This window comes from Sorangium sp. So ce281, assembly GCF_051527395.1.
Taxonomy (GTDB): Bacteria; Myxococcota_A; Polyangia; order Polyangiales; family Polyangiaceae; genus Sorangium; species Sorangium cellulosum_B.
Map to the genome: position 1 here is coordinate 4,882,518 of NZ_CP150322.1, position 18,770 is coordinate 4,901,287.

Here is an 18,770-nt window from a genome sequence, read left to right on the forward strand (position 1 = left end):
CGCCTCTGGTGAGGTTCGACCCGGATCCATGGGAGCGAGGCCCTGAGCGTGTCGGATTCGAGCTTTTCGCCCGGTCGCTCGGGCACTCCTGCCGTGCCTTCGTCTCGCTCTGCAGGGGGCGAGGAGGGCGACGGACCCACCCGCGTCATGAGCGACACGGAGCGGCAGGCTGCGCTTGCCGCCGTGCGCGGAGCGCAGGCCGCGGCCGCCGCCGCTGCGGTCACCTCTACGACCGCGGAGACGGTTCGCCCTCCACCTCCGCCTCCCCCCGCGGGGGCTCCCCTTCCCTCCGCGTCGGGCGCGGCGGCGCACGAGCTGGCCGCCGAGACGGTCCGCCCCGCTGCGCTCCCCAAGGGGCTCGCCGCAGCGGCCGCGCACGAGGCGACCGCCGACACGGTCCGTCCACCCGCTCCTCCCACGGGGAGCGCGGCGAGCCCTGCCGAGATCGCGGCGGACGGGCAGCCGGCGGAGGCGGACCCCCTCGTCGGCACCACGGTGGCGGGCGCGTACCGCGTCATCCGCCTGCTCGGCGAGGGCGGCATGGGCCGCGTCTACGAGACGCACCACACCCGCATCCCGGGCAAGCGGTTCGCGCTGAAGACGCTCCAGCCCGAGCTCGCCCAGCAGCCCACCGTCCTCGCGCGGTTCCAGCGCGAGGCCGAAGCCGCAGCGTCGATCCGGAGCCCGCACATCGTCGAGATCTTCGACGTGAACCGGCTGAGCGACGGCCGTCCGTGCATCATCGCCGAGTACCTGGACGGCAAGGGCCTCGACGAGCTCCTCGCAGGGTCGGGAGGGCGGCTTCCGGCCGGCGCCGCGGTGCGGATCGCGCGCGAGGTGTGCGACGGCATCGCGGCCGCGCACGCAGCGGGCATCGTGCACCGGGACATCAAGCCGGAGAACATTTTCCTCACGGGCGACCCTGCGTGTCCGACCGTGAAGATCCTCGATTTCGGCATCTCGAAGACCTCCGCGCCGTCCACGCTCACGAGGACCGGCATGGTGCTCGGAACGCCGGCGTACATGGCCCCGGAGCAGGCGAAGGGGGACGAGATCGACCCTCGGGCCGACATCTATGCCGTGGGGGCGGTCCTCTACCACGCGCTCACCGGGCGGCGCCCCTTCGAGCGCAGCGACCCGACGGCAGTGCTCCTCGCGGTCATGACGGAGGAGCCGCCGCCGCTGCGCTCGCTGAACCCGGAGATCCCGCCGGGCCTGGAGGCCGTCGTCCAGCGCGCCATGGCGAAGGAGAGAGAGGGGCGCCACGCGTCGATGGGCGAGCTCGCCAGCGAGCTCGCGCCCTACGAGGAAGCGGCCTCGCCCGGGCCGCCCAGCGCCCGCGCGTCGCTCGCGCGCGCGTCCGTCGTGCTCGGGCGGCCTTACGCGCTCTCGCACGCCTTCGGCCTGCCCGGCTCGGCGTCGTCCGAGGCGTACCTGACGCGCCAGATGGTCTTCCTCGCGGTGAGCCTCGGCCTCGGGTGGCTCGGCGCGGGCCTCGTCAGCTGCCTCGCCGGCTTCGCGCGCGCGGCGCGCGGCGACGCCGCCGCGCTGTCGGGCCAGGGCGCCACCCTGCTCACGCTCGGGATCCTGTGCGCCCTGTTCGGCGTCGGGCTTCTCGGCGGCTTCTATGTATTTCGGCGTGTCTGGCGGGACGACGCCCGGATGAGCGCGCTCGCCCCTCGGCTCACGACGCCCGTCGTGCTCGCCCTCGTGACCTACGGGTCCGCGTCGCTGCTCGTGCGGCTCGTCGAGGCCGTGTTCCTGCAGCGCGCCATCGGCATCGCGTGGCCGGTCTGGGACGCGCTGCTCTTCCTCGTCAGCGTGCTCGCCGCGGGCGCTGCCGCCCTGTTCCAGTGGCGAGGACAGCGGCGATGAGCCCGCGGCCGAGCCGCCGGACGCGCGCCATGGGCCGCTGTCCGGGCGTGTGTTAGGGGAGCGGGCCATGCCAGCGCAGGCACCTGGAACGAGCGCCAGCCAGGCCAGCACTCCCGGCAGACCTGGCACACACGCGGGAACGACCACCGTGCTCGGCGCAGGCGGCGCAGGCGGCAACGCCCCCGGCTCGCGCGCCTCCGTGCTGGCGGGGACGCCGCCCGCGGCGCGCTGGCTGGTCACGGGCGCGGCTGCGCTCGTGGCGGTCGTGTTCGCTGCGGCGCTGCTGCGCGACGGCGTCTCGCTCTCCCGGCTCGAGGCGGCCTCGCTCGCCGAGCGCGCGCCGCCGTCGAGCTCCGGCCTCCGGCGTCCGGCCGCGCCGCGACCTTCCGATGCTGTCCCCGCCGACGAGCTCGCCACGGCGACCGCGGGCGGCGTGCTCGCGCTGGAGGCGCTCGCCTCGCGCTACCCGAAGGACCCGGTGATCTTCCGCGCGCTGATGCTGCGCCACGCGCTGCCGCCGCCTTACCACGCCGCCGCGCTCGCCGCGGCGAAGCGGCTGCTGGAGCTCGATCCGGGGGCGACGGCCGACGACGACGTGAAGCGCATCGTCTCGAGCGCCGCCGGCGGACCGCCCGAGGTGGCCTCGGCCGCGCTCGACCTGATGGCGAGCGGCATGGGGAGCCACGGGGCGGATCTGCTCTACGAGCTCGCGGTGGGCAGCTCCGCGCTGAAGGAGCGCGCCGGGAAGCGGCTCGCGGAGGCGGCGGTCCTGGGGCGGGCGACGCCCGCGCTGCGCATCGCCCAAGAGCTCCGGATCGCGCCCTCCTGCAAGGCGAGGCAGGCCTTGCTGGCGCGCGCGACGACCGATGGCGATCGGCGCGCCGTCGATGTCCTCACGCCGCTCGTCACCAGCAAGAGCAAGGGCTGCGGCTTTCTGGGCATGAGCCGGTGCGCGGCGCCGTGCGCCTCGATCGCGGGAGAGATCAAGTCGGCGATCCAGGCGATCGAGGCGCGCACCGGGCCATCGCCCCGGGCGGCCGACGCGCCCGCGAGCCGATGACCGCGCCCGCGAGCCGATGACCGCGCCCGCGAGCCGATGACCGCGCCCGCGAGCCGATGACCGCGCCCGCGAGCCCATCACCTCACGCTCGAATCGGTGACGTTGACCGAGGGTTGCGCAGGTGGGAGCCTTGCCATAATAGGGCTCAACTCATGTACGTTCCTGCTCAACCCTGGTCGCCAGATTCATGGCGTGAACGGTTCAACGCTGCGCCGCTCCCCTATGACGATCCCGACGCCGTCCAGGTGGCCGTCGAGAAGCTCCGGGCGCTGCCGCCGCTCGTGACCTCGTGGGAGATCGAGCGACTCAAAGGCTATCTGGCCGAAGCGCAGGTCGGCCGCCGGTTCGTGCTCCAGGGGGGAGACTGCGCGGAGACGCTCGACGACTGCCGCCCGAACATCGTCACGAACAAGCTCAAGATCCTGCTCCAGATGTCGCTCGTGCTGGTGCACGGCGCCCGCCGGCCGGTGGTGCGCCTCGGGCGCTTCGCCGGGCAGTACGCCAAGCCGCGCTCCAGCCCCGTCGAGACGCGCGACGGCGTGAGCTTGCCCAGCTATTTCGGGGATCTCATCAATCGCGCTCCCTTCGACGCCTCCGCCCGGCGCCCCGATCCAAACCTGATGATCGCGGGATACCAGCACGCGGCGATCACCCTGAATTTCATCCGTTCCCTGTCGGAGGGCGGCTTCGCCGATCTGCACCACCCGGAGTACTGGGACCTGAGCTTCCTCGAGCGGGCGGATCTGCCCGGGGAGCTGCGCGAGCGATACCAGCGGATGACAGAGCAGGTCGGGGAGGCCCTTCGGTTCATGGAGGCGCTCGCGGAGGTGCCGGTCGGGGAGCTCTCGCGGGTCGAGTTCTTCACGAGCCATGAAGGGCTCCACCTGCACTACGAGTCCGCGCAGACGCGGAAGGTCGCGCGCCGGCCCGGCTTCTACGACCTGACGACCCACCTGCCGTGGATCGGCGAGCGCACGCGGCAGCCGGACGGCGCGCACGTCGAGTTCTTCAGCGGCGTGGAGAACCCGCTGGGCATCAAGCTCGGCCCGAAGACGCTCCGCGATGACGTGATCCGCCTCCTCGACCGGCTCAACCCGGCGGACGAGCCGGGCAAGATCATGCTCATCGTGCGCATGGGCGCGGGCCGCGTGCGCGACGGGCTCCCGCCGCTCATCGAGGCGGTGCGGTCCGCGGGGCGCAAGGTGCTCTGGATGTCCGACCCGATGCACGGCAATACCCAGACGACGTCCAGCGGGATCAAGACACGGAATTTCGAGGATATCCTCACCGAGATCGAGGCGAGCTTCGAGGTGCACGAATCCATGGGATCCCACCTCGGCGGCGTCCACTTCGAGCTCACGGGCGACGATGTCACCGAGTGCGTCGGGGCGGGGCTCACGGAGTCCGATCTCGACCAGCGCTACGCCAGCCTGTGCGATCCGAGGCTGAACTACCGCCAGTCGCTCGAGATGGCGTTCCGCATCGCCCACCGCATGGCGGAGGCCTCCCGACGCGCGAGGGGCTGAGTCGAGAGCAGGAGTCCCCTGCTGGCGTTCCGTCGAGGCTGCCCAATGAAAACCCGCAGGGGGTAGTTCGCCATGCAGACCATCTCGACGGAACAGGGTGAGAGCCGACAGGGCGGAGAGCAATCCGCGACGGATGCCTCGCACGCGTGCCCGCAGCGCTCCGGCGCCAGCCCCACGCTGCTCGAACATTTCCTACCTGAGGCCGATATCGTCATGAACCACGCGATCGTGGTGATGGCGCCACCGGAGGTGACGTACGCCACGCTGAAGAGGGTGGATTTCGCGAGGAGCCGCTCTCTCCTCCTGCGCGCGGTCTTCGCGCTCCGCCTGGCCGCCGTGCGGCGCGCCCGGCGCAGGCTCCGCCTCGCGCCGCTCCCGGCGCGCGCGCGGATGTCGCTCCAGAACATCGAGGAGTACGGCCAGTCCAAGCTTGCCGAAAAGGAGGGATCCGAGATCGTCATCGGCTCGATCGCGCGCCTGTTCAGCGTGGAGAGCCTGTTCACGAGGCGGACCGCCGCCGAGTTCAAGTCGTTCGACTGCCCCGGTCACGTCAAGGGGGCGGCGAGCTTCGTCGTGATGCCCTACGGACAGCGCCGGACGCTGCTCGCGTACGAGGCGCGCGTCCGCGCGACCGACACGCGGACGCGGCGGCGGCTGTTCCTCCTGGACGCGCTGACGGCGCCGCTCGGGAGGCTCGTCATGCGCCGGATGCTCCGCGTCGTCGCCAGGGTCGCCAAGTACCAGTGCGCGGCGCCGGCGCATCATCATCGCCAGCAGGCCACGTAGCCCCGTCGGTGTGCCGGGCGCGGGCCGCCGGCCGCGCGCCGGCCACGAGCGGGCGCGCGCGGCTCGCCCGCGCATACCTCGATGACGCAGCCTGGGCAGCGAGGTACGCGCGGGCGAGCCGCGCGCGGATGGTCACCGAGGCCCTCTCGCTCTTCGCCGAGCTGTTCGGCGTCGACGCGGACGCGTCGTCGCGCATCGAGATCGATCACAACCACGTCCGGCGCGAGGAGCACGGCGGACGCGCGCTGTGGGTGCACCGCAAGGGCGCCATGGGGCTCCGCGAAGGGGAGCCCGGCGTCGTGCCCGGGTCGATGGGGAGCCCGAGCTTCCATGTCGAGGGGCGCGGCCACCCCGAGGCGCTCGGCTCGTCAGCGCACGGCGCCGGGCGCGCGCTGCCGCGGGGCGAGGCGCGCCGCCGCATCGGCGCGCGGCAGCTGCTGCGCGAGGCCGAGGGCGTGTGGTTCGATCACCGCCTCGCCGACCGGCTGCGCGAGGAGGCGCCCTCGGCCTACAAGGACATCGGCGCGGTCATGCGGGCGCAGCGCGACCTCGTGCGCGTCGTCCGCCGGCTCTGGCCGGTGCTCGTCTACAAGGCGCCGTGAGCGGACCCGTCACGGCCGGTCGAGGGTGACGACGGGCGACGTCCACGTCTCCCAGTGCGCCTCGTTGTCCGGATCGCCGAGCGCCCGGAGCGCGCGGAGCTTGATCAGGTAATCCCCGTCCGGAACGACGGTGAGCCTCCCGTCGCGCTTCGTCGTGCCCTTCCATCCATACCGCGTGACCGCCGTCGCGGACGTGCTCTGACCGACGTGGGACAGCATCAGCGCGCGCCCCCACGGCTTCGCCGTGGCGGCGTCGACGATGTCCAGCGTCAGGAGCTCCGCGCCGTGATCGAGGTGGACGACCACATACGGCATGTCGTCCGACGCCAGCGTGTAGGCCGCGCCGCGCGGCTGCTGGGTCAGGCGCGTCCCGCTCAGCTTGCCGAGCCACGGAGCCCCGGACCCCGACGGCTTGAAGAGGGGCAGGCTCTGGTAATCGCCCTTGAAGCCCGCATACGGCACCCGCAGCAGGCCGTCGGCCGCGCCGCCCCGCGGCGTGAACACGAGGTAGCCGCCGAACAGGCCGCCTTCCGCGAGCGCGTCGCTCGCCGTGACGGTGACGGAGACGGTCGCGCTCCCGGCGGCGGGCACCGTGATGCTGGCGGCGCTGAAATCGACGCGCGCGGCGCCGGTCGTGGCGCTCGCCGGCGCCCAGTGGTCGCCCCCTGTCGCGCACGCCGCGGGCGCGTGCGACAGGTCGTAGGTGACGTCGTGCCCGCTCGAGTTCTCGAGCGTCAGCGTGCGCGCGGCGGGGCCGGCCTCGCTCTCTCCCAGCGAGAGCTTTCCGGGGCTGATCACGGTGGTCGCGCGGATCGCCCGGTCGACGCGGATCACCCCTGCGCCCTGCCGGTGCGCGCTCTCCGGCACGCCGGCGCCCGGACCGCCGCTCCACGGCGCGGGGACCGCGGTGTTCTGGAGGACGTCGCGCACGCGCGCCGCGGACAGCTCCGGGCGCGCGGCGAGCAGGAGCGCGACGGCCCCGGCCACGTGCGGCGCCGCCATCGACGTCCCGCTGAGCGTGTCGTACGAACCTTGCTCGATCGGCACCGTCGAGTAGATCGTGCCGCCGGGCGCGGCGAGATCGGGCTTGAAGGACAGCGCCGCGCTCAGGCCGTGCGAGCTGAAGCGGGAGACGAGGCCCGCGGTGCTGTTCCGCGCGGCCACGGCCCGGTCGGTCCAGCTGTGGGTCACGGGCCCGGCGTCGAGGCGCGCGTTGAGGAGCTCGCCGTCGGCCTGCGCGATCCCCACGACCGGGATGGTGATCGGAGGGTCGCCCTCCACGGACGGGCTCATCGCCCCGGACCGGTCGTTGTAGAACAGGACGCCGACGGCGCCCGCGGCCTGCGCGCGCGCGGCCTTCTGGTGGAACGAGCAGCCGCCGCGCCGGACGAGCGCGATCTGGCCCGCGAGGCCGCCGGCGGGGAGCTCGGCGCACGCGTCGCGGGCGCTCGTGGTCGTCCCCGTGCGCGCGAGGGCGGCGCTCCCCGAGAGCGGCGCGGGCGGGCTCCCGGCGCCGCGGGTGTAGCCGATCACGGCGTTGCCCGGCGCGACGGTGAACGACAGGGTGGTGACGCGCGTGCTGTCGACGGACGCGGTGCCGATGACCGCCTCGCCCACGCCGGGCGCGCCCGCGGCCCAGAGCCCCTTCTCGCCGCTGTTGCCGATCGACGCGACGACCGCGACGCCGCGCCCGACGAGCGCGCTCGCCGCCGTCGCCGTCGGGTAGTCAGGCCACTGGAACGGCGTTCCGATGCTGATGTTGATGACGTGCATGCCGTCGCTGGCAGCCCGCTCCATCGCCTTGAGGATGATGTCGGCGCGCGAGCCGCCGCGGCAGCCGAACACGCGGTAAGCGCCGAAGGTCACGTCCGGGGCCACGCCCTGCACGACCCCGTTCGCCCCGATGATGCCGGCGACGTGCGTGCCGTGGCCCAGGCAATCGTCCGGCTCTCCGTCGGGCACGGGCGGCTTGGTCGCGTCACCGGCGACGAAATCGTCGCCGACGAAATCGTAGCCAAACGCCACGCGGCAGCCCGGGCCGAAGCAGCCTCCGAGGTCGGGGTGATGGTAGTCGATGCCGCTGTCGATCACGCCGACGCGGACGTCCTCGCCGGTCACGCCGAGCTCTCGGCGCACGATATCCGCGCCCGACATCTCGCCTGCGACGGCGAGGTCCGGGTCGGCCGTCGGCGCGGCGCGCGTGGTGTCGAGCTCCACCGGCACCACGGGGTAGACGGCCTTGACCCCGGGCATGTCCACGAGCGCAGCCGAGCTCTCCTGCGCGACCACGACGGAGAGGCCGTTCCAGAGCTCCTCGAACGAGAATCTTTGTTTGTACCGGAGCCCGCGGGCCGCGGCGGCTCGCCGGAAGAGCTCCCGCTCCTCCTCGACAAGGCCCTTGACGCGGGCGCCCCCGCTGCCCCTCGCGGCCGGCGCTCGCTCGAACTCCACGAACCAGAGCTCCGTGGCGTCCTCCGGCGAGAACGTCGCTTCGCCTGGCTCCGGGTCGTCCGGAGGGACAGTGTCCTTGCCTGCCTCCTTGTCTCCCGTCTCTCCGCTGCACCCTGAAATGGCGAACCAGAGAGATGCCAGAACGAGCCGGCAACCACCGCACATCACTCGCCCCTTCCCACGCGCTCCGATCATCGATTCAGCTATGTTCGATGACGCGAATCGGTCAAGCGTGAGCGGTGCGAGAACGGAGGGCGGCGCGCGCCATGGACCGTCATTGTCGCAGACCATGGAAGAGTGGTTGTTTCAGAGCAGCCGTCCTTTCGGGTCGGGCGTAACCGGTAACCCCGCGCGTCGCCGGTCCTCGGGCGCTCGACCAGCATTGCTGCGGGAAGTTGCCCCGGATCGGCAGGAAAACCGCCATGGCGCCAAGGTCGCCAAGGGAGAAAGGGAGAAGAAGACGTGCCGTCCCGGCATTTTTTTCCTCCCCTTTCCCTGGTTTCTTGGCGCCCTTGACGTCATGGCGATCCGCTTCCCCCTCCGACTTCCCGCAATAGTGCTAGCGTGGCGCGGCTCTCCGGCGCGGGCGGCGCCGGGGCTCGGATACACGATGACGGTCCTCGAGCGCGCCCTGTTCTCCTTGCACCATCGCCTTGTCCACGTGCCGCGCGTGGGCCGCGTCGCGCGGGCGCTGGCCGCGCAGGTGGGCCCTGCGGCGTCGCTGCTCGACGTCGGCGCGGGCGACGGCACGGTCGCGCTGGAGGTCGCGCGCCTGGTCGGGGCGCTCCGCGTCGTCGGCGTGGACGTGAAGGCGCGCCCCGGGGCGGCGCTGCCGGTCATCGGCTACGACGGCGAGCGCCTCCCCTTCCCCGACGCGGCGTTCGAGGCGGTGCTCCTCTCCGACGTGCTGCACCACGCCGCGCGCCCCGGCGCGCTGCTCGCCGAGGCGCTCCGGGTCGCGTCGCGCGTCGTCGCGCTCAAGGATCACTTCCGGTTCGGCCCGGTCTCGGAGCGCGTGCTGCTCTGGATGGATCTCGCCGGCAACGCCGCGCCCGGCGTCGAGGTGCGGGGCACGTACTTCACGCCGGGCGAGCTCGTCGCGCTCGTGCGCGGCGCGGGTGGCCGCATCACCGGCCTCGAGTGGCCGCTCCGGATCCACGATCTGCCGTTCCGCCTCGTGACCCAGGATCGCCTCCAGGTCGCGGCGCGGATCGAGCGCCTGGCCGCAGGAACCGCGGGAATCGCGGGAATCGCGGGAGACGCGCGGTGACGGAGCTCAGGTCGTTCGTCGTCGGCGGCGCCGGGTTCATCGGGAGCCACCTCACCGATCGCCTGGTCGAGCGCGGCCCCGTGACGATCTACGACAACCTCTCCGTCGGGCGCCGCGCGTTCGTGGCGTCGCACCTCGCCTCCGGGCGCGCGACGCTCGTCGAGGCCGACGTCCTCGATCTGGAGCGGCTCACCGAGGCCATGGCGGGCCACGACCTCGTCGTGCACCTCGCGGCGAACCCCGAGGCGCGCTGGGGGCTCGCGCGGACGCGGCTCGACCTCGATCAGGGCACCATCGCGACGTACAACGTGCTCGAGGCGATGCGCCGGACGGCCGTCAACCGGCTGATCTTCTCGTCCTCCGGGACGGTCTACGGCGACACCGCGCGTCGGTGCGCGGAGGGCGATCTCGGCGCCTTGCCCATCTCGCTCTACGGCGCGAGCAAGCTCGCGGGCGAGGCGCTCATCAGCGCCTACGTCGAGTGCTTCGGCCTCACGGCGTGGATCTACCGCTTCGGCAACGTCGTCGGGCCGCGCGGGACGCACGGCGCGGCGCTCGATTTCCTGAGGAAGCTGCGCGATCGGCGGACGGAGCTCGAGGTGCTCGGCGACGGGCGCCAGTCGAAGCCGTACCTCGATGTCCGGGACTGCGCGGAGGGGATCCTGTTCGGCTTCGACCAGGCCAGGGAGCGGCTCAACCTCTACAACCTCGCGCCCGAGGACGCGACGAGCGTCTCGCGCATCGCGGAGCTGTGCGTGGCGGCGTCGCCCTATCCGGACGCGGTGATCCGGTATCAGGGAGGCGAGCGCGGCTGGCCCGGCGACGTGCCGCGATCGCGGATGGATCCTGGCAAGCTGGCGGCGCTGGGCTTCCGGGTGCGCCACACGAGCGACGAGGCGGTCCGGATGGCGGTGGAGGCGCTGGCGAGCGAGGTGTTCGGCGGCGATCTGGCGCGACGAGCGCAGTGAGCGCGCCGCCGCGCGGGTCGGCCGCGGTGGTAGACTCCGCGCATGGCTGAGCTCACCCTCTATCTCGGGAACAGGACCTATTCATCGTGGTCGCTGCGGGCCTGGCTCGTCCTGAAGCAGGCTGGCGCCGATTTCGAAGAGGTGGTGATCCCTCTCGGGGCGCCCGGCACGCGCACGCTGCAGATCCAGCGTTACTCTCCGTCGGGCAAGGTGCCGGCCTTGCAGCACGGGGTGCTCACGATCTGGGAGTCGCTCGCGATCGCCGAGTACGCGGCGGAGCTCTTCCCCGCGGCGAAGCTCTGGCCGGAGGCGCGCGACGCGCGCGCCGTCGCCCGATCGGTGAGCGCCGAGATGGCGAGCAGCTTCGCCGCGCTCCGCACCGCGCTGCCGATGAACGTGCGGCGGAAGATCCAGGGCGTGGCGATCACCGACGCGGCGTCGGAGGACATCGCGCGCGTCCAGGAGGTATGGAACGACTGCCGATCGCGCTTCGGCCAGGGAGGCGAGTTCCTGTTCGGGCGCTTCAGCGTGGCGGACGCCATGTACGCGCCGGTCGCGACGCGGTTCGACACGTACGGCGTCGCGCTCGACGCCGTCTCCCGGCGCTACGTGGCGTCGATCCTCGCGCTGCCCGCGATGCAGGCGTGGGTCGCGAAGGCCAGGGAGGAGCCGCACATCATCGAGGCGTACGAGGCCATCGGCGTCGTGGGCATGTAACACGTAATAACACGTAAACAGATAGGTAGAGCCGAGCGCGGCCCACGCCGCGCTCGGGATCACCGACGGCGCCGCACCGCGAGGCGGCGGCCGGCGACGGAAAGCGCTAGACGGGGACATGCCGCACGAACTCGATCTTATCCTCACGATCACGGGCGGGCTCACCGGAGCCCTGGCGCTCGGCTTCGTCACCCAGCGCCTGAGGCTGTCCCCCATCGTGGGCTACCTGCTGGCCGGCATCCTCGTCGGCCCCTTCACCCCGGGGTTCGTGGCGGACAAGCGGCTCGCGGACCAGCTCGCGGAGATCGGGGTCATCCTCCTGATGTTCGGGGTCGGCCTGCAGTTCCACGTCCGCGAGCTCCTCGCCGTGCGCAAGGTCGCCGTGCCCGGCGCCCTCATCCAGATCGCGGTCGCCACGGCGCTCGGCGCCATGCTCGGCCGCGCCGCGGGCTGGACGTGGGGCGCGGCGGTCGTCTTCGGCGTCGCCATCTCGGTGGCGAGCACCGTCGTGCTCACGCGGGTCCTCAGCGACAACGACGTCCTGCACACCCCCGCTGGCCACCTCGCCATCGGCTGGCTCGTGCTCGAGGACGTCTTCACCGTGCTCGTGCTCGTGCTGCTCCCCGCCGTGATGGGCGACGCCGCGGGCGCGGGCGCGACGGGCGTCGCCGTGTCCGTGGGGATCGCGGTCCTGAAGCTCTCCGGGCTCGTGGCGTTCATCTTCATCGTCGGGCAGCGCTTCATCCCCGCGCTGCTGGGGTACGTGGCGAAGACCGGCTCGCGGGAGCTCTTCACGCTGACGGTGCTCGTCGTCGCGCTCGGCGTCGCCGTGGGCTCGGCCATCCTCTTCGGCTCGTCGATGGCGCTCGGCGCCTTCCTCGGCGGCCTGGTCGTCGGCCAGTCCGACTTCAGCTCGCGCGCCGCGTCGGAGGCGCTCCCGATGCGCGACGCGTTCGCCGTGCTGTTCTTCGTCTCGGTGGGGATGCACCTCGACCCGGCGCAGCTCGCCGTGGCCTGGCAGCTGGCCGCGGGGACGCTCGCGGTGGTGCTGATCGGCAAGCCGCTCGCCGCGCTCGCGGTGACGGTGCTGCTCCGCCGCCCCCTCCAGACCGCCTTCGCCGTGGCCCTCTCGCTCGCGCAGATCGGGGAGTTCTCGTTCATCCTCGCGGCGCTCGGCAAGAAGCTCGGCGTCCTGCCGGTCGAGGCCGAGCAGACGCTCGTCGTCGCCGCCATCGTGTCGATCACGCTGAACCCGGTGCTCTTCGGCGTCCGCGATCGCCTCGCGCGATGGACGTCCGCGCTCTTCCGGCAGCGCGACGCCGCCCTCGCGGAGACCGACGCCGCTTCGCTGGACGAGCACGCCCACCGCACCGTCGTGGTGGGCTACGGCCCTGTCGGGAAGACGCTGACGCGGCTGCTCCGCGAGAACGGCATCGCGCCGACCGTCGTCGAGCTGAACCTCGACACGGTGAAGCAGCTGCAGGACCAGGGCATCCGCGCGATCTACGGCGACGCCACGCAGCGGGAGATCCTCGAGCGGGCCGGCGTCGGGACGGCGGACAGCCTGCTGTTCACGGCGGCGGGCGCGCCCGGGGACGGGGTGATCGAGCAGGCGAAGGGCGTGAATCCGCGGCTGTTCGTCCTCGCCCGCGCCTTCTACCTGCGCGAGGTGACCGCGCTGAAGAAGGCGGGCGCGGACGTCGTGGTGACCGGCGAGGCGGAGGTCGCGTTCTCGATGACCGAGCGCCTCCTCGTGCGGCTGGGCGCGACGTCCGAGCAGCTCGAACGCGAGCGCGATCGCGTCCGGAGCGAGCTCTTCGGCAGCGGCTCACCAGGGCCTCGCCCCGCGGTGCACGACGCCTGACCCCGCGGCGGGCATGCGCCGCGCCCCGCGGCCCCGGCGCTCCCGAGCGGGGCGCAGGTTCACGTCGACTTGCCGAGCCAGCTCACCCCGCCCACGACCAGCGTGAGCCCGACGACCTGCTGCCACGTGGCCGGCTCGCCCAGGATGACCCACGAGAAAGCGATCGTGAGCACCGGGCCCAGCGTCGAGAACGTCGCCGCGCGGCCCGCGCCGAGCCGCCGGATGGCGGCGGCGAGCAGCACGATGGGGAGCACCGTGCTGATCGTCGCCATCGCCGCCGCGTATCCCCACACCGACGCCGGGAGCTCGCCCAGCCTGACCGGGCTCCCCGCCGCCGCGTAGTGCGCGAGCACCATCAGGCACGAGGCCGCCCCGCAGTACGCGGCGAGGCGCGTCGAGCCGACCCTGGACGCGAGCTTGCCGACGCCGATGTAGTAGAGCGCGTAGGTCACCGAGCTCGCGAACACCCACGCTCCGCCGATGGCGACGGCCCGCGCGTCCCGGGATTGCTCGAGATCGTGCCAGACGGCCGCCGCGAGCCCGAGATAACACACGGCGAGCGCTCCCCAGGCCTCGCCGCGCACTGGCTGCTTCAGCCACGCTGCGCCGATCAGGAGGACGAGCGTCGGATACACGAACAGGATCAGCCGCTCGAGGCCGGTGCTGATGTACGTGAGCCCGATGAAGTCGAACAGGCTGGAGAGGTAATATCCGAGGAACCCGACGATCAGCACACCTCCCCAGAGGCGAGGCGTCAGCGGCCCTTCGGCGGCGCCGCGCTCCCTCCGGGCGAGCCACAGGAAGAACGGCAGCGCGATGCCCATCCGCAGCGCGAGCAGCGTCACCGCGTCGACGGGGTGCGCGGCGTAGGCGAGCTTCACGAAGATCGCCTTGAGCGCGAACGTCGCCGCCGAGAGGACGGCGAACGTCCGGCCGTCGTCGAGGAGGCCGGTCCGGATCTCGCCCGTCAACGCGCCCACGCCCTCCTGAGGGGACATCCCACCTGCTTCTCTGCTCTTCACCAGGCTCGCTCCACCGGGGGACCGGACATCGTCGCCGACAGCCCGCCTCCGGGCCGGCGCGCTCCTCCGCGGGAGGCGCGCCGGCATTGCGCGCTGGAGCGCGCGTTTGCCACCGCACGAGACTGCCTCGGGGTGAGGCGGGCACATTCCAGGTAGAGGACGATCTCCTGCTTGGGTAGCGATCTCGACCTCTCGAGCGCCGGCCTCTCGGGACACGCCAGATCGCGCCGCGCTCCCCGGGAGCCTTGGGCTAAGCTCCCGCCTCGCATGACGTCTCCTGCTGGCCCAGGCACCGCCGCGCGCGCTCACGGCGGCGGCGCGCTCGCCTCGTCCGGCGCGCCGCCCGCGCCACCCGTGAAGCGGCCGCGCGCGCCGATCGCGCAGGAGCCCTCCGGCGTCCACCAGCTCGGCGGCTCGTTCCTCCAGATCGCCGCCACGGTGGGCGGCATGGCCGTGCTCGCGGGCAAGATCGCGGCGCGCGTGGCCACGCTCCGCGTCGACGGCGCCGAGTTCATGCGCAACCTCTACAGGATGGGCGTCAAGTCGATGCCCATCGTCGTCGTGACCGCCCTCTTCACCGGCGCGATCATGGTCATCCAGGCGGCGCCGCTGGTCGAGCGCTTCGGCGCGCACGGCCTGCTCGGCTGGGGCGCCGGCTTCGGCACGCTCCGCGAGATCGCCCCGCTGCTCACGGCGCTCATGATCAACGGCCGCGTCGGCGCCAACAATACCGCCGAGCTCGGCACCATGGTCGTCACCGAGCAGATCGACGCCCTCCGCGTCCTCGCGATCGACCCGGTGAGCTTCCTCATCGCCCCGCGCTTCCTCGCGATGGTGCTGACGCTGCTCCTCTCGGTGATCTTCGCCGACGCGCTCGCCCTGCTCGGCGCCGCGCTGACCGGCGACCTCCTCCTCGGCGTCGCCCCGGCCGTCTTCTACAACGGCCTCACGAGCGGGCTGCTCGACATCGGCGACGTCATGAGCGGCCTCGTCAAGAGCGTCGTCTTCGGCGTCGTGCTCGCGCTCTCGAGCTGCCAGTATGGCCTCGGCGTGACCGGCGGCGCGCCCGGCGTCGGCCGCGCCGTCAACGCGACCGTCGTCGCCTCGGCCGCCGGCATCTTCATCCTCGACTACTTCGTCTCCTTCACGCTCGACTGATCGGCGGCGCCGCGCATGCCCTCCCCGGACAAGAGCACATCCGACCGCCCGAGCGCCGGCCCGCCCTCGAGCGAGCTCAGGGATCTCGCGCCGGAGGCGTCCGGCGTCGCCGCGATCGGCGCCGCCGCGCTGTCCCTCTTCCAGTCGGCGCGCGAGCTCTACTCGCTATTTGTAAGGACGCTTTACTACTGCGCGAAGGGGCGCCGCGAGCCGGGCGCGGTGCTCCAGCAGATGTACGAGATCGGCAACAAATCGCTGTTCTTCCTGACGGTCGTGATGGGCTTCATCGGGATGATCATGGTCTTCCAGGCCGGCCAGCAGGCGAAGCGGGTCATCCCGGATCTGACCATGCTCGGCGCGACGTACCTCGAGCTGCTCGTCCGCGATCTCGCCGCGTCGATCGCCGCGCTGATGCTCGCCACCCGGGTCGGCGCGGGCATCGCCGCCGAGATCGGCTCGATGGTGGTGACCGAGCAGGTCGACGCGCTCCGCATGTGCGCGGCCGATCCGATCGACTACCTCATCAAGCCGCGGTTCATCGCGAGCCTCCTGATGACCACGTGCCTCATCGTCTGGAGCGCCGCGGTCTCCTTCACCACCGGGATGGTCACCGCGTACAGCATGTTCGATGTCAGCCCCGAGACGTTCATGAACGTCAGCCTCGTCGACGCGGGTGATCTCGCGACCGGCCTCGCGAAGTGCGTGGCCTACGGCGCCGCGATCCCGGTGGTCTCCGGCCACTCCGGGCTGTCGACCTTCGGCGGCAGCGAGGGCGTGGGCTGGGCGACGACGCGCGCGGTCGTGAACTCCTCGCTCGCGGTCATCGTGCTCAACATGCTGATCTCGGCGGCCGCTTTCCTGATCTTCCGCTAGGCGGGCGGCCGCGCCGCGCCGCGCCGGCGCCTCACTCGATCGGCCCCTCGGCGCTGCCGGTGATGAACTGCTGCACGACCGGATCCGGCGAGCCCCGGAACGCCGCGCGATCCCCGAGCAGGCGCACCAGACCTTGGTAGAGCATGACGACGCGGTCGGCGATCGTGAAGATGCTCACGAGGTCGTGGCTCACGACGATGCTCGTCACGCCGAGCGTATCGCTGAGCTCGCGGATCAGCTTGTCGACGCGCCGCGCGCTCACCGGGTCGAGGCTCGTTGTCGGCTCGTCGAAGAGCACGTAGCGCGGGTCGAGCGTGAGCGCGCGGGCGATGGCGACGCGCTTGCGCATCCCGTCGCCGAGCTCCGGCGGGAAGCGGTCCCCGAACTCGCGCATATGCACCTGCTCGAGCCGCCGGCGCGCCTCCGCGAGGGCCTCCTTCGGCCTGAGCCCCTTGTGCTTGCGGAGCGGGAGCGCGACGTTCTCGGCGCACGTCATCGAGTCGAACAGCGTCGAGTGCTGGAACACCATCGCGCACTTCATCCTCACCGGGTACATCCGGGCCTCGTCGAAGCGGCTCACCTCCTCTCCGTCCAGCCAGATCTCCCCGCCGTCCGGATAGAGCAGCCCCACGAGGTGCTTGATGAGCACGCTCTTGCCGACCCCCGACTGCCCGATGATGAAGAACACCTCGCCGTCCTCGACGTCGAACGAGACATCCTTGAGGACATCTTTGGGGCCAAAGGATTTTCGGACATTTCGGAACGAAATCATCGCGGTCTGGGGGATAGAGGAGGGATAGAGGAGAGAAGCGGGGAAAAGCGAGAAGGGACGAGAAGAGACGAGAAGCGACGAGAAGAGACGAGGAGAAGCGAAGAAACGAGCAGAACGAAGAGAAGCGCGGTTGCGTCAAGGCAATGGCTGCGCGAAGCGTCACGCCGCCCGCTGGAATATCGCGTTGCGGCAGGTGGATCCTGGCCTATTTCCCTCACCCCGCCGCCGCCAGATCGGAGAAGATAACGAACGCATGGCAAGCCCGCGATCGATCGAGGTCAAGGTCGGGATCCTCATCCTGACGGCGCTCGGGCTCCTCGCCACGTTCATCCTCGTGATGGGCGGGGTCAACTTCCAGCCGAAGTACTCGATCTACGTCGAGTTCGACAACCCGGGCGGCCTCCAGACCGGGGCGCCGGTGAAGATCGCCGGCGTGGAGGTCGGCAAGCTGAGCGAGATCCACTTCAGCGGCGGCAAGCTCGGCAAGGACGGCAAGCGCGAGCCGCTCGTGCGGATCCAGGTGCGCCTCGAGGAGCGCTACCAGCAGAGCATCCACGACAACGCCACGTTCTACGTCACCACGCAGGGCGTGCTCGGCGAGCAGTTCCTCGCGATCGAGCCCGGCTCGACCGATCGGCCGGTGATCCCGCCGAACGCCGTCGTCCGGGGGCTCGATCCGCCGCGCCTCGACATGCTGCTCGCCGAGGGCTACGAGCTCCTGCACGCGACGGTCTCGGCGATGCGCGAGCACCGCGAAGAGGTCGGGGAGGCGTTCGACGGGCTCCGGAAGACGCTGAAGGGCACCGGCGACTTCATGCACCGAAACCAGGATCGGCTCGATCGCATCGCCGAGAACGTCGAGCAGATGAGCGTCGACGGCACCGATCTCGTGAAGGACGCCCGGCAGCGGTACGTGAACAACCCGCAGATCGACCGCATCCTCGCGAACACCGATCAGCTGACCGGGACGGCCGCGCGCGACCTGCCGCCGCTCATGGCGGACGCGCGCGAGACGCTGGCGAACGCGCGCCGCCTCTCGACGACCGTGGGCGGCGAGACCGAGCAGGTCAAGATCAGAAAGACGCTCGACGACATCGCCGAGATCGCGGGCAGGGCCAGGGCTGCGACCGCCGACGCCCAGGAGGTCCTCGCCCACGTGAAGCGCGGCAAGGGGACGGTCGGCGCGCTCGTCATGGATGAGCAGCTGTTCGACGACCTGCAGGAGCTCGCGCGAGACCTCAAGCACAACCCCTGGAAATTCTTCTGGCGCGAGTGAGCGGCGCCGCGCGCGTCCGGCGGGGGCGCGCGTCCTGCGAGGGCGCGCGACCGCGCCCCACGCGCCGAGCCGATGACCCGGGCGTGAGCGCGGTGTACGTCCGTGAGCCGCCGGGCCCCCGCGGACCCTGACGACCACTCAGGCCAGCTTGATCAGCGGGGCGCCTTCCGTGACGGCAGCCCCCTCGGTGACGAGGATCTCCTCGACCGTCCCCTCTTCCTCGGCCTCGACGGGCATCTCCATCTTCATGGACTCGAGGATGACGACGACGGTCCCCTCTTCGACCTTGTCGCCCGGCTTGACCTCGATCTTCCAGACCGTACCGGTGATGTGCGCCTTGATGACGTTCGCCATGGGCGCGCGACGCTACCGGAGAGCCACCGAGAATCCAACGGGGCCGTGGTGAGCGACGGTGCCCGCCATCGGGCGGTCCCTTGTCCGTCATGCCCAGGGCGCCCTCCGCGACGGACCAGCTCGTCCGCCGACGGCGCAGGCGCGCCGTGACGACCGGGGGGAACGGAGGTGAACCAAGGAGGAGCAAGGAGGGACC

General features: G+C 71.8%; 16 protein-coding genes. 12 read left to right on the forward strand and 4 right to left on the reverse strand.

Translation table 11 applies throughout. The features are described 5' to 3' along the window. Positions 1-147: 147 nt before the first annotated feature. The 5 genes from WMF27_RS18415 (at position 148) to WMF27_RS18435 (ending at position 5,849) form a co-directional block, all read left to right on the forward strand. A complete protein-coding gene (locus WMF27_RS18415) occupies positions 148-1,875 on the forward strand; it encodes a serine/threonine-protein kinase (protein ID WP_437767574.1) in 1,728 nt (575 codons plus the stop codon). Between the two features lie 67 nt (positions 1,876-1,942). Next, the gene (locus WMF27_RS18420) at positions 1,943-2,935 is read left to right on the forward strand and encodes a hypothetical protein (protein ID WP_437944360.1); all 993 of its coding nucleotides are present in this window, start codon (positions 1,943-1,945) and stop codon (positions 2,933-2,935) included. 152 nt (positions 2,936-3,087) lie between these two features. Further along, entirely contained in the window at positions 3,088-4,461 is a 1,374-nt protein-coding gene (locus WMF27_RS18425; protein WP_437767572.1) for a 3-deoxy-7-phosphoheptulonate synthase class II, read from the forward strand. 213 nt (positions 4,462-4,674) lie between these two features. Further along, the gene (locus WMF27_RS18430) at positions 4,675-5,247 is read left to right on the forward strand and encodes a hypothetical protein (protein WP_437767571.1); all 573 of its coding nucleotides are present in this window, start codon (positions 4,675-4,677) and stop codon (positions 5,245-5,247) included. Positions 5,248-5,255: 8 nt separating this feature from the next. Next, the gene (locus WMF27_RS18435; RefSeq protein ID WP_437944361.1) at positions 5,256-5,849 is read left to right on the forward strand and encodes an RtcB family protein; all 594 of its coding nucleotides are present in this window, start codon (positions 5,256-5,258) and stop codon (positions 5,847-5,849) included. A 9-nt stretch (positions 5,850-5,858) separates the two neighbouring features. On the opposite strand, the gene WMF27_RS18440 is transcribed toward WMF27_RS18435, so the two are convergent. Then, positions 5,859-8,495 (reverse strand): S8 family serine peptidase, encoded by a 2,637-nt coding sequence (locus tag WMF27_RS18440; protein ID WP_437767569.1) that lies wholly within the window; start codon positions 8,493-8,495, stop codon positions 5,859-5,861. A 415-nt stretch (positions 8,496-8,910) separates the two neighbouring features. On the opposite strand from WMF27_RS18440, the gene WMF27_RS18445 reads away from it, so the two are divergent. The 4 genes from WMF27_RS18445 (at position 8,911) to WMF27_RS18460 (ending at position 13,119) form a co-directional block, all read left to right on the forward strand. Next, entirely contained in the window at positions 8,911-9,570 is a 660-nt protein-coding gene (locus tag WMF27_RS18445; protein ID WP_437767568.1) for a class I SAM-dependent methyltransferase, read from the forward strand. Next, positions 9,567-10,538, forward strand: a complete 972-nt coding sequence (locus tag WMF27_RS18450) for an NAD-dependent epimerase/dehydratase family protein (RefSeq protein WP_437767567.1) — start codon at positions 9,567-9,569, stop codon at positions 10,536-10,538. Before WMF27_RS18445 ends, WMF27_RS18450 begins: the two co-directional genes overlap by 4 nt. Before the next feature lie 42 nt (positions 10,539-10,580). Beyond that, positions 10,581-11,255, forward strand: a complete 675-nt coding sequence (locus tag WMF27_RS18455; RefSeq protein WP_437767566.1) for a glutathione S-transferase family protein — start codon at positions 10,581-10,583, stop codon at positions 11,253-11,255. A gap of 118 nt (positions 11,256-11,373) precedes the next feature. Next, the gene (locus WMF27_RS18460; protein WP_437767565.1) at positions 11,374-13,119 is read left to right on the forward strand and encodes a cation:proton antiporter; all 1,746 of its coding nucleotides are present in this window, start codon (positions 11,374-11,376) and stop codon (positions 13,117-13,119) included. A gap of 59 nt (positions 13,120-13,178) precedes the next feature. Here WMF27_RS18460 and WMF27_RS18465 read toward each other — a convergent pair whose 3' ends face one another. Continuing rightward, on the reverse strand, positions 13,179-14,117 hold the full coding sequence (locus WMF27_RS18465; RefSeq protein WP_437767564.1) for a DMT family transporter: 939 nt from the start codon (positions 14,115-14,117) through the stop codon (positions 13,179-13,181). A 291-nt stretch (positions 14,118-14,408) separates the two neighbouring features. Between WMF27_RS18465 and WMF27_RS18470 the strand changes: the two genes are divergently transcribed. Together WMF27_RS18470 and WMF27_RS18475 are read left to right on the forward strand one after the other, a co-directional pair. Next, positions 14,409-15,299 carry an MlaE family ABC transporter permease gene (locus tag WMF27_RS18470; protein ID WP_012236325.1) on the forward strand — a complete coding sequence of 297 codons (891 nt, stop codon included), beginning with the start codon at positions 14,409-14,411 and terminating at the stop codon, positions 15,297-15,299. A gap of 15 nt (positions 15,300-15,314) precedes the next feature. Next, positions 15,315-16,172, forward strand: coding sequence for an MlaE family ABC transporter permease (locus tag WMF27_RS18475; RefSeq protein ID WP_437767563.1), 858 nt, complete (start codon positions 15,315-15,317; stop codon positions 16,170-16,172). Between the two features lie 31 nt (positions 16,173-16,203). On the opposite strand, the gene WMF27_RS18480 is transcribed toward WMF27_RS18475, so the two are convergent. Beyond that, positions 16,204-16,944 (reverse strand): ABC transporter ATP-binding protein, encoded by a 741-nt coding sequence (locus WMF27_RS18480; RefSeq protein WP_437767562.1) that lies wholly within the window; start codon positions 16,942-16,944, stop codon positions 16,204-16,206. Between the two features lie 253 nt (positions 16,945-17,197). On the opposite strand from WMF27_RS18480, the gene WMF27_RS18485 reads away from it, so the two are divergent. After that, positions 17,198-18,220: an MlaD family protein gene (locus WMF27_RS18485; protein WP_437767561.1), complete on the forward strand. Its 1,023-nt coding sequence runs from the start codon at positions 17,198-17,200 to the stop codon at positions 18,218-18,220. A gap of 138 nt (positions 18,221-18,358) precedes the next feature. On the opposite strand, the gene WMF27_RS18490 is transcribed toward WMF27_RS18485, so the two are convergent. Beyond that, the gene (locus WMF27_RS18490) at positions 18,359-18,574 is read right to left on the reverse strand and encodes a biotin/lipoyl-binding carrier protein (protein WP_437767560.1); all 216 of its coding nucleotides are present in this window, start codon (positions 18,572-18,574) and stop codon (positions 18,359-18,361) included. Between the last annotated feature and the right edge of the window lie 196 nt (positions 18,575-18,770).

Excerpts from the sequence above, each read along its gene's own strand:
- WMF27_RS18465 (WP_437767564.1), bottom strand. The coding sequence starts at position 14,117 with ATGTCCCCTCAGGAGGGCGTGGGCGCGTTGACGGGCGAGATCCGGACC.
- WMF27_RS18455 (WP_437767566.1), top strand. The coding sequence starts at position 10,581 with ATGGCTGAGCTCACCCTCTATCTCGGGAACAGGACCTATTCATCGTGG.
- WMF27_RS18460 (WP_437767565.1), top strand. The coding sequence starts at position 11,374 with ATGCCGCACGAACTCGATCTTATCCTCACGATCACGGGCGGGCTCACC.
- WMF27_RS18420 (WP_437944360.1), top strand. The coding sequence starts at position 1,943 with ATGCCAGCGCAGGCACCTGGAACGAGCGCCAGCCAGGCCAGCACTCCC.
- WMF27_RS18425 (WP_437767572.1), top strand. The coding sequence starts at position 3,088 with ATGTACGTTCCTGCTCAACCCTGGTCGCCAGATTCATGGCGTGAACGG.
- WMF27_RS18490 (WP_437767560.1), bottom strand. The coding sequence starts at position 18,574 with ATGGCGAACGTCATCAAGGCGCACATCACCGGTACGGTCTGGAAGATC.
- WMF27_RS18480 (WP_437767562.1), bottom strand. The coding sequence starts at position 16,944 with ATGATTTCGTTCCGAAATGTCCGAAAATCCTTTGGCCCCAAAGATGTC.
- WMF27_RS18430 (WP_437767571.1), top strand. The coding sequence starts at position 4,675 with ATGAACCACGCGATCGTGGTGATGGCGCCACCGGAGGTGACGTACGCC.
- WMF27_RS18470 (WP_012236325.1), top strand. The coding sequence starts at position 14,409 with ATGACGTCTCCTGCTGGCCCAGGCACCGCCGCGCGCGCTCACGGCGGC.
- WMF27_RS18415 (WP_437767574.1), top strand. The coding sequence starts at position 148 with ATGAGCGACACGGAGCGGCAGGCTGCGCTTGCCGCCGTGCGCGGAGCG.
- WMF27_RS18485 (WP_437767561.1), top strand. The coding sequence starts at position 17,198 with ATGGCAAGCCCGCGATCGATCGAGGTCAAGGTCGGGATCCTCATCCTG.
- WMF27_RS18445 (WP_437767568.1), top strand. The coding sequence starts at position 8,911 with ATGACGGTCCTCGAGCGCGCCCTGTTCTCCTTGCACCATCGCCTTGTC.
- WMF27_RS18440 (WP_437767569.1), bottom strand. The coding sequence starts at position 8,495 with ATGATCGGAGCGCGTGGGAAGGGGCGAGTGATGTGCGGTGGTTGCCGG.
- WMF27_RS18475 (WP_437767563.1), top strand. The coding sequence starts at position 15,315 with ATGCCCTCCCCGGACAAGAGCACATCCGACCGCCCGAGCGCCGGCCCG.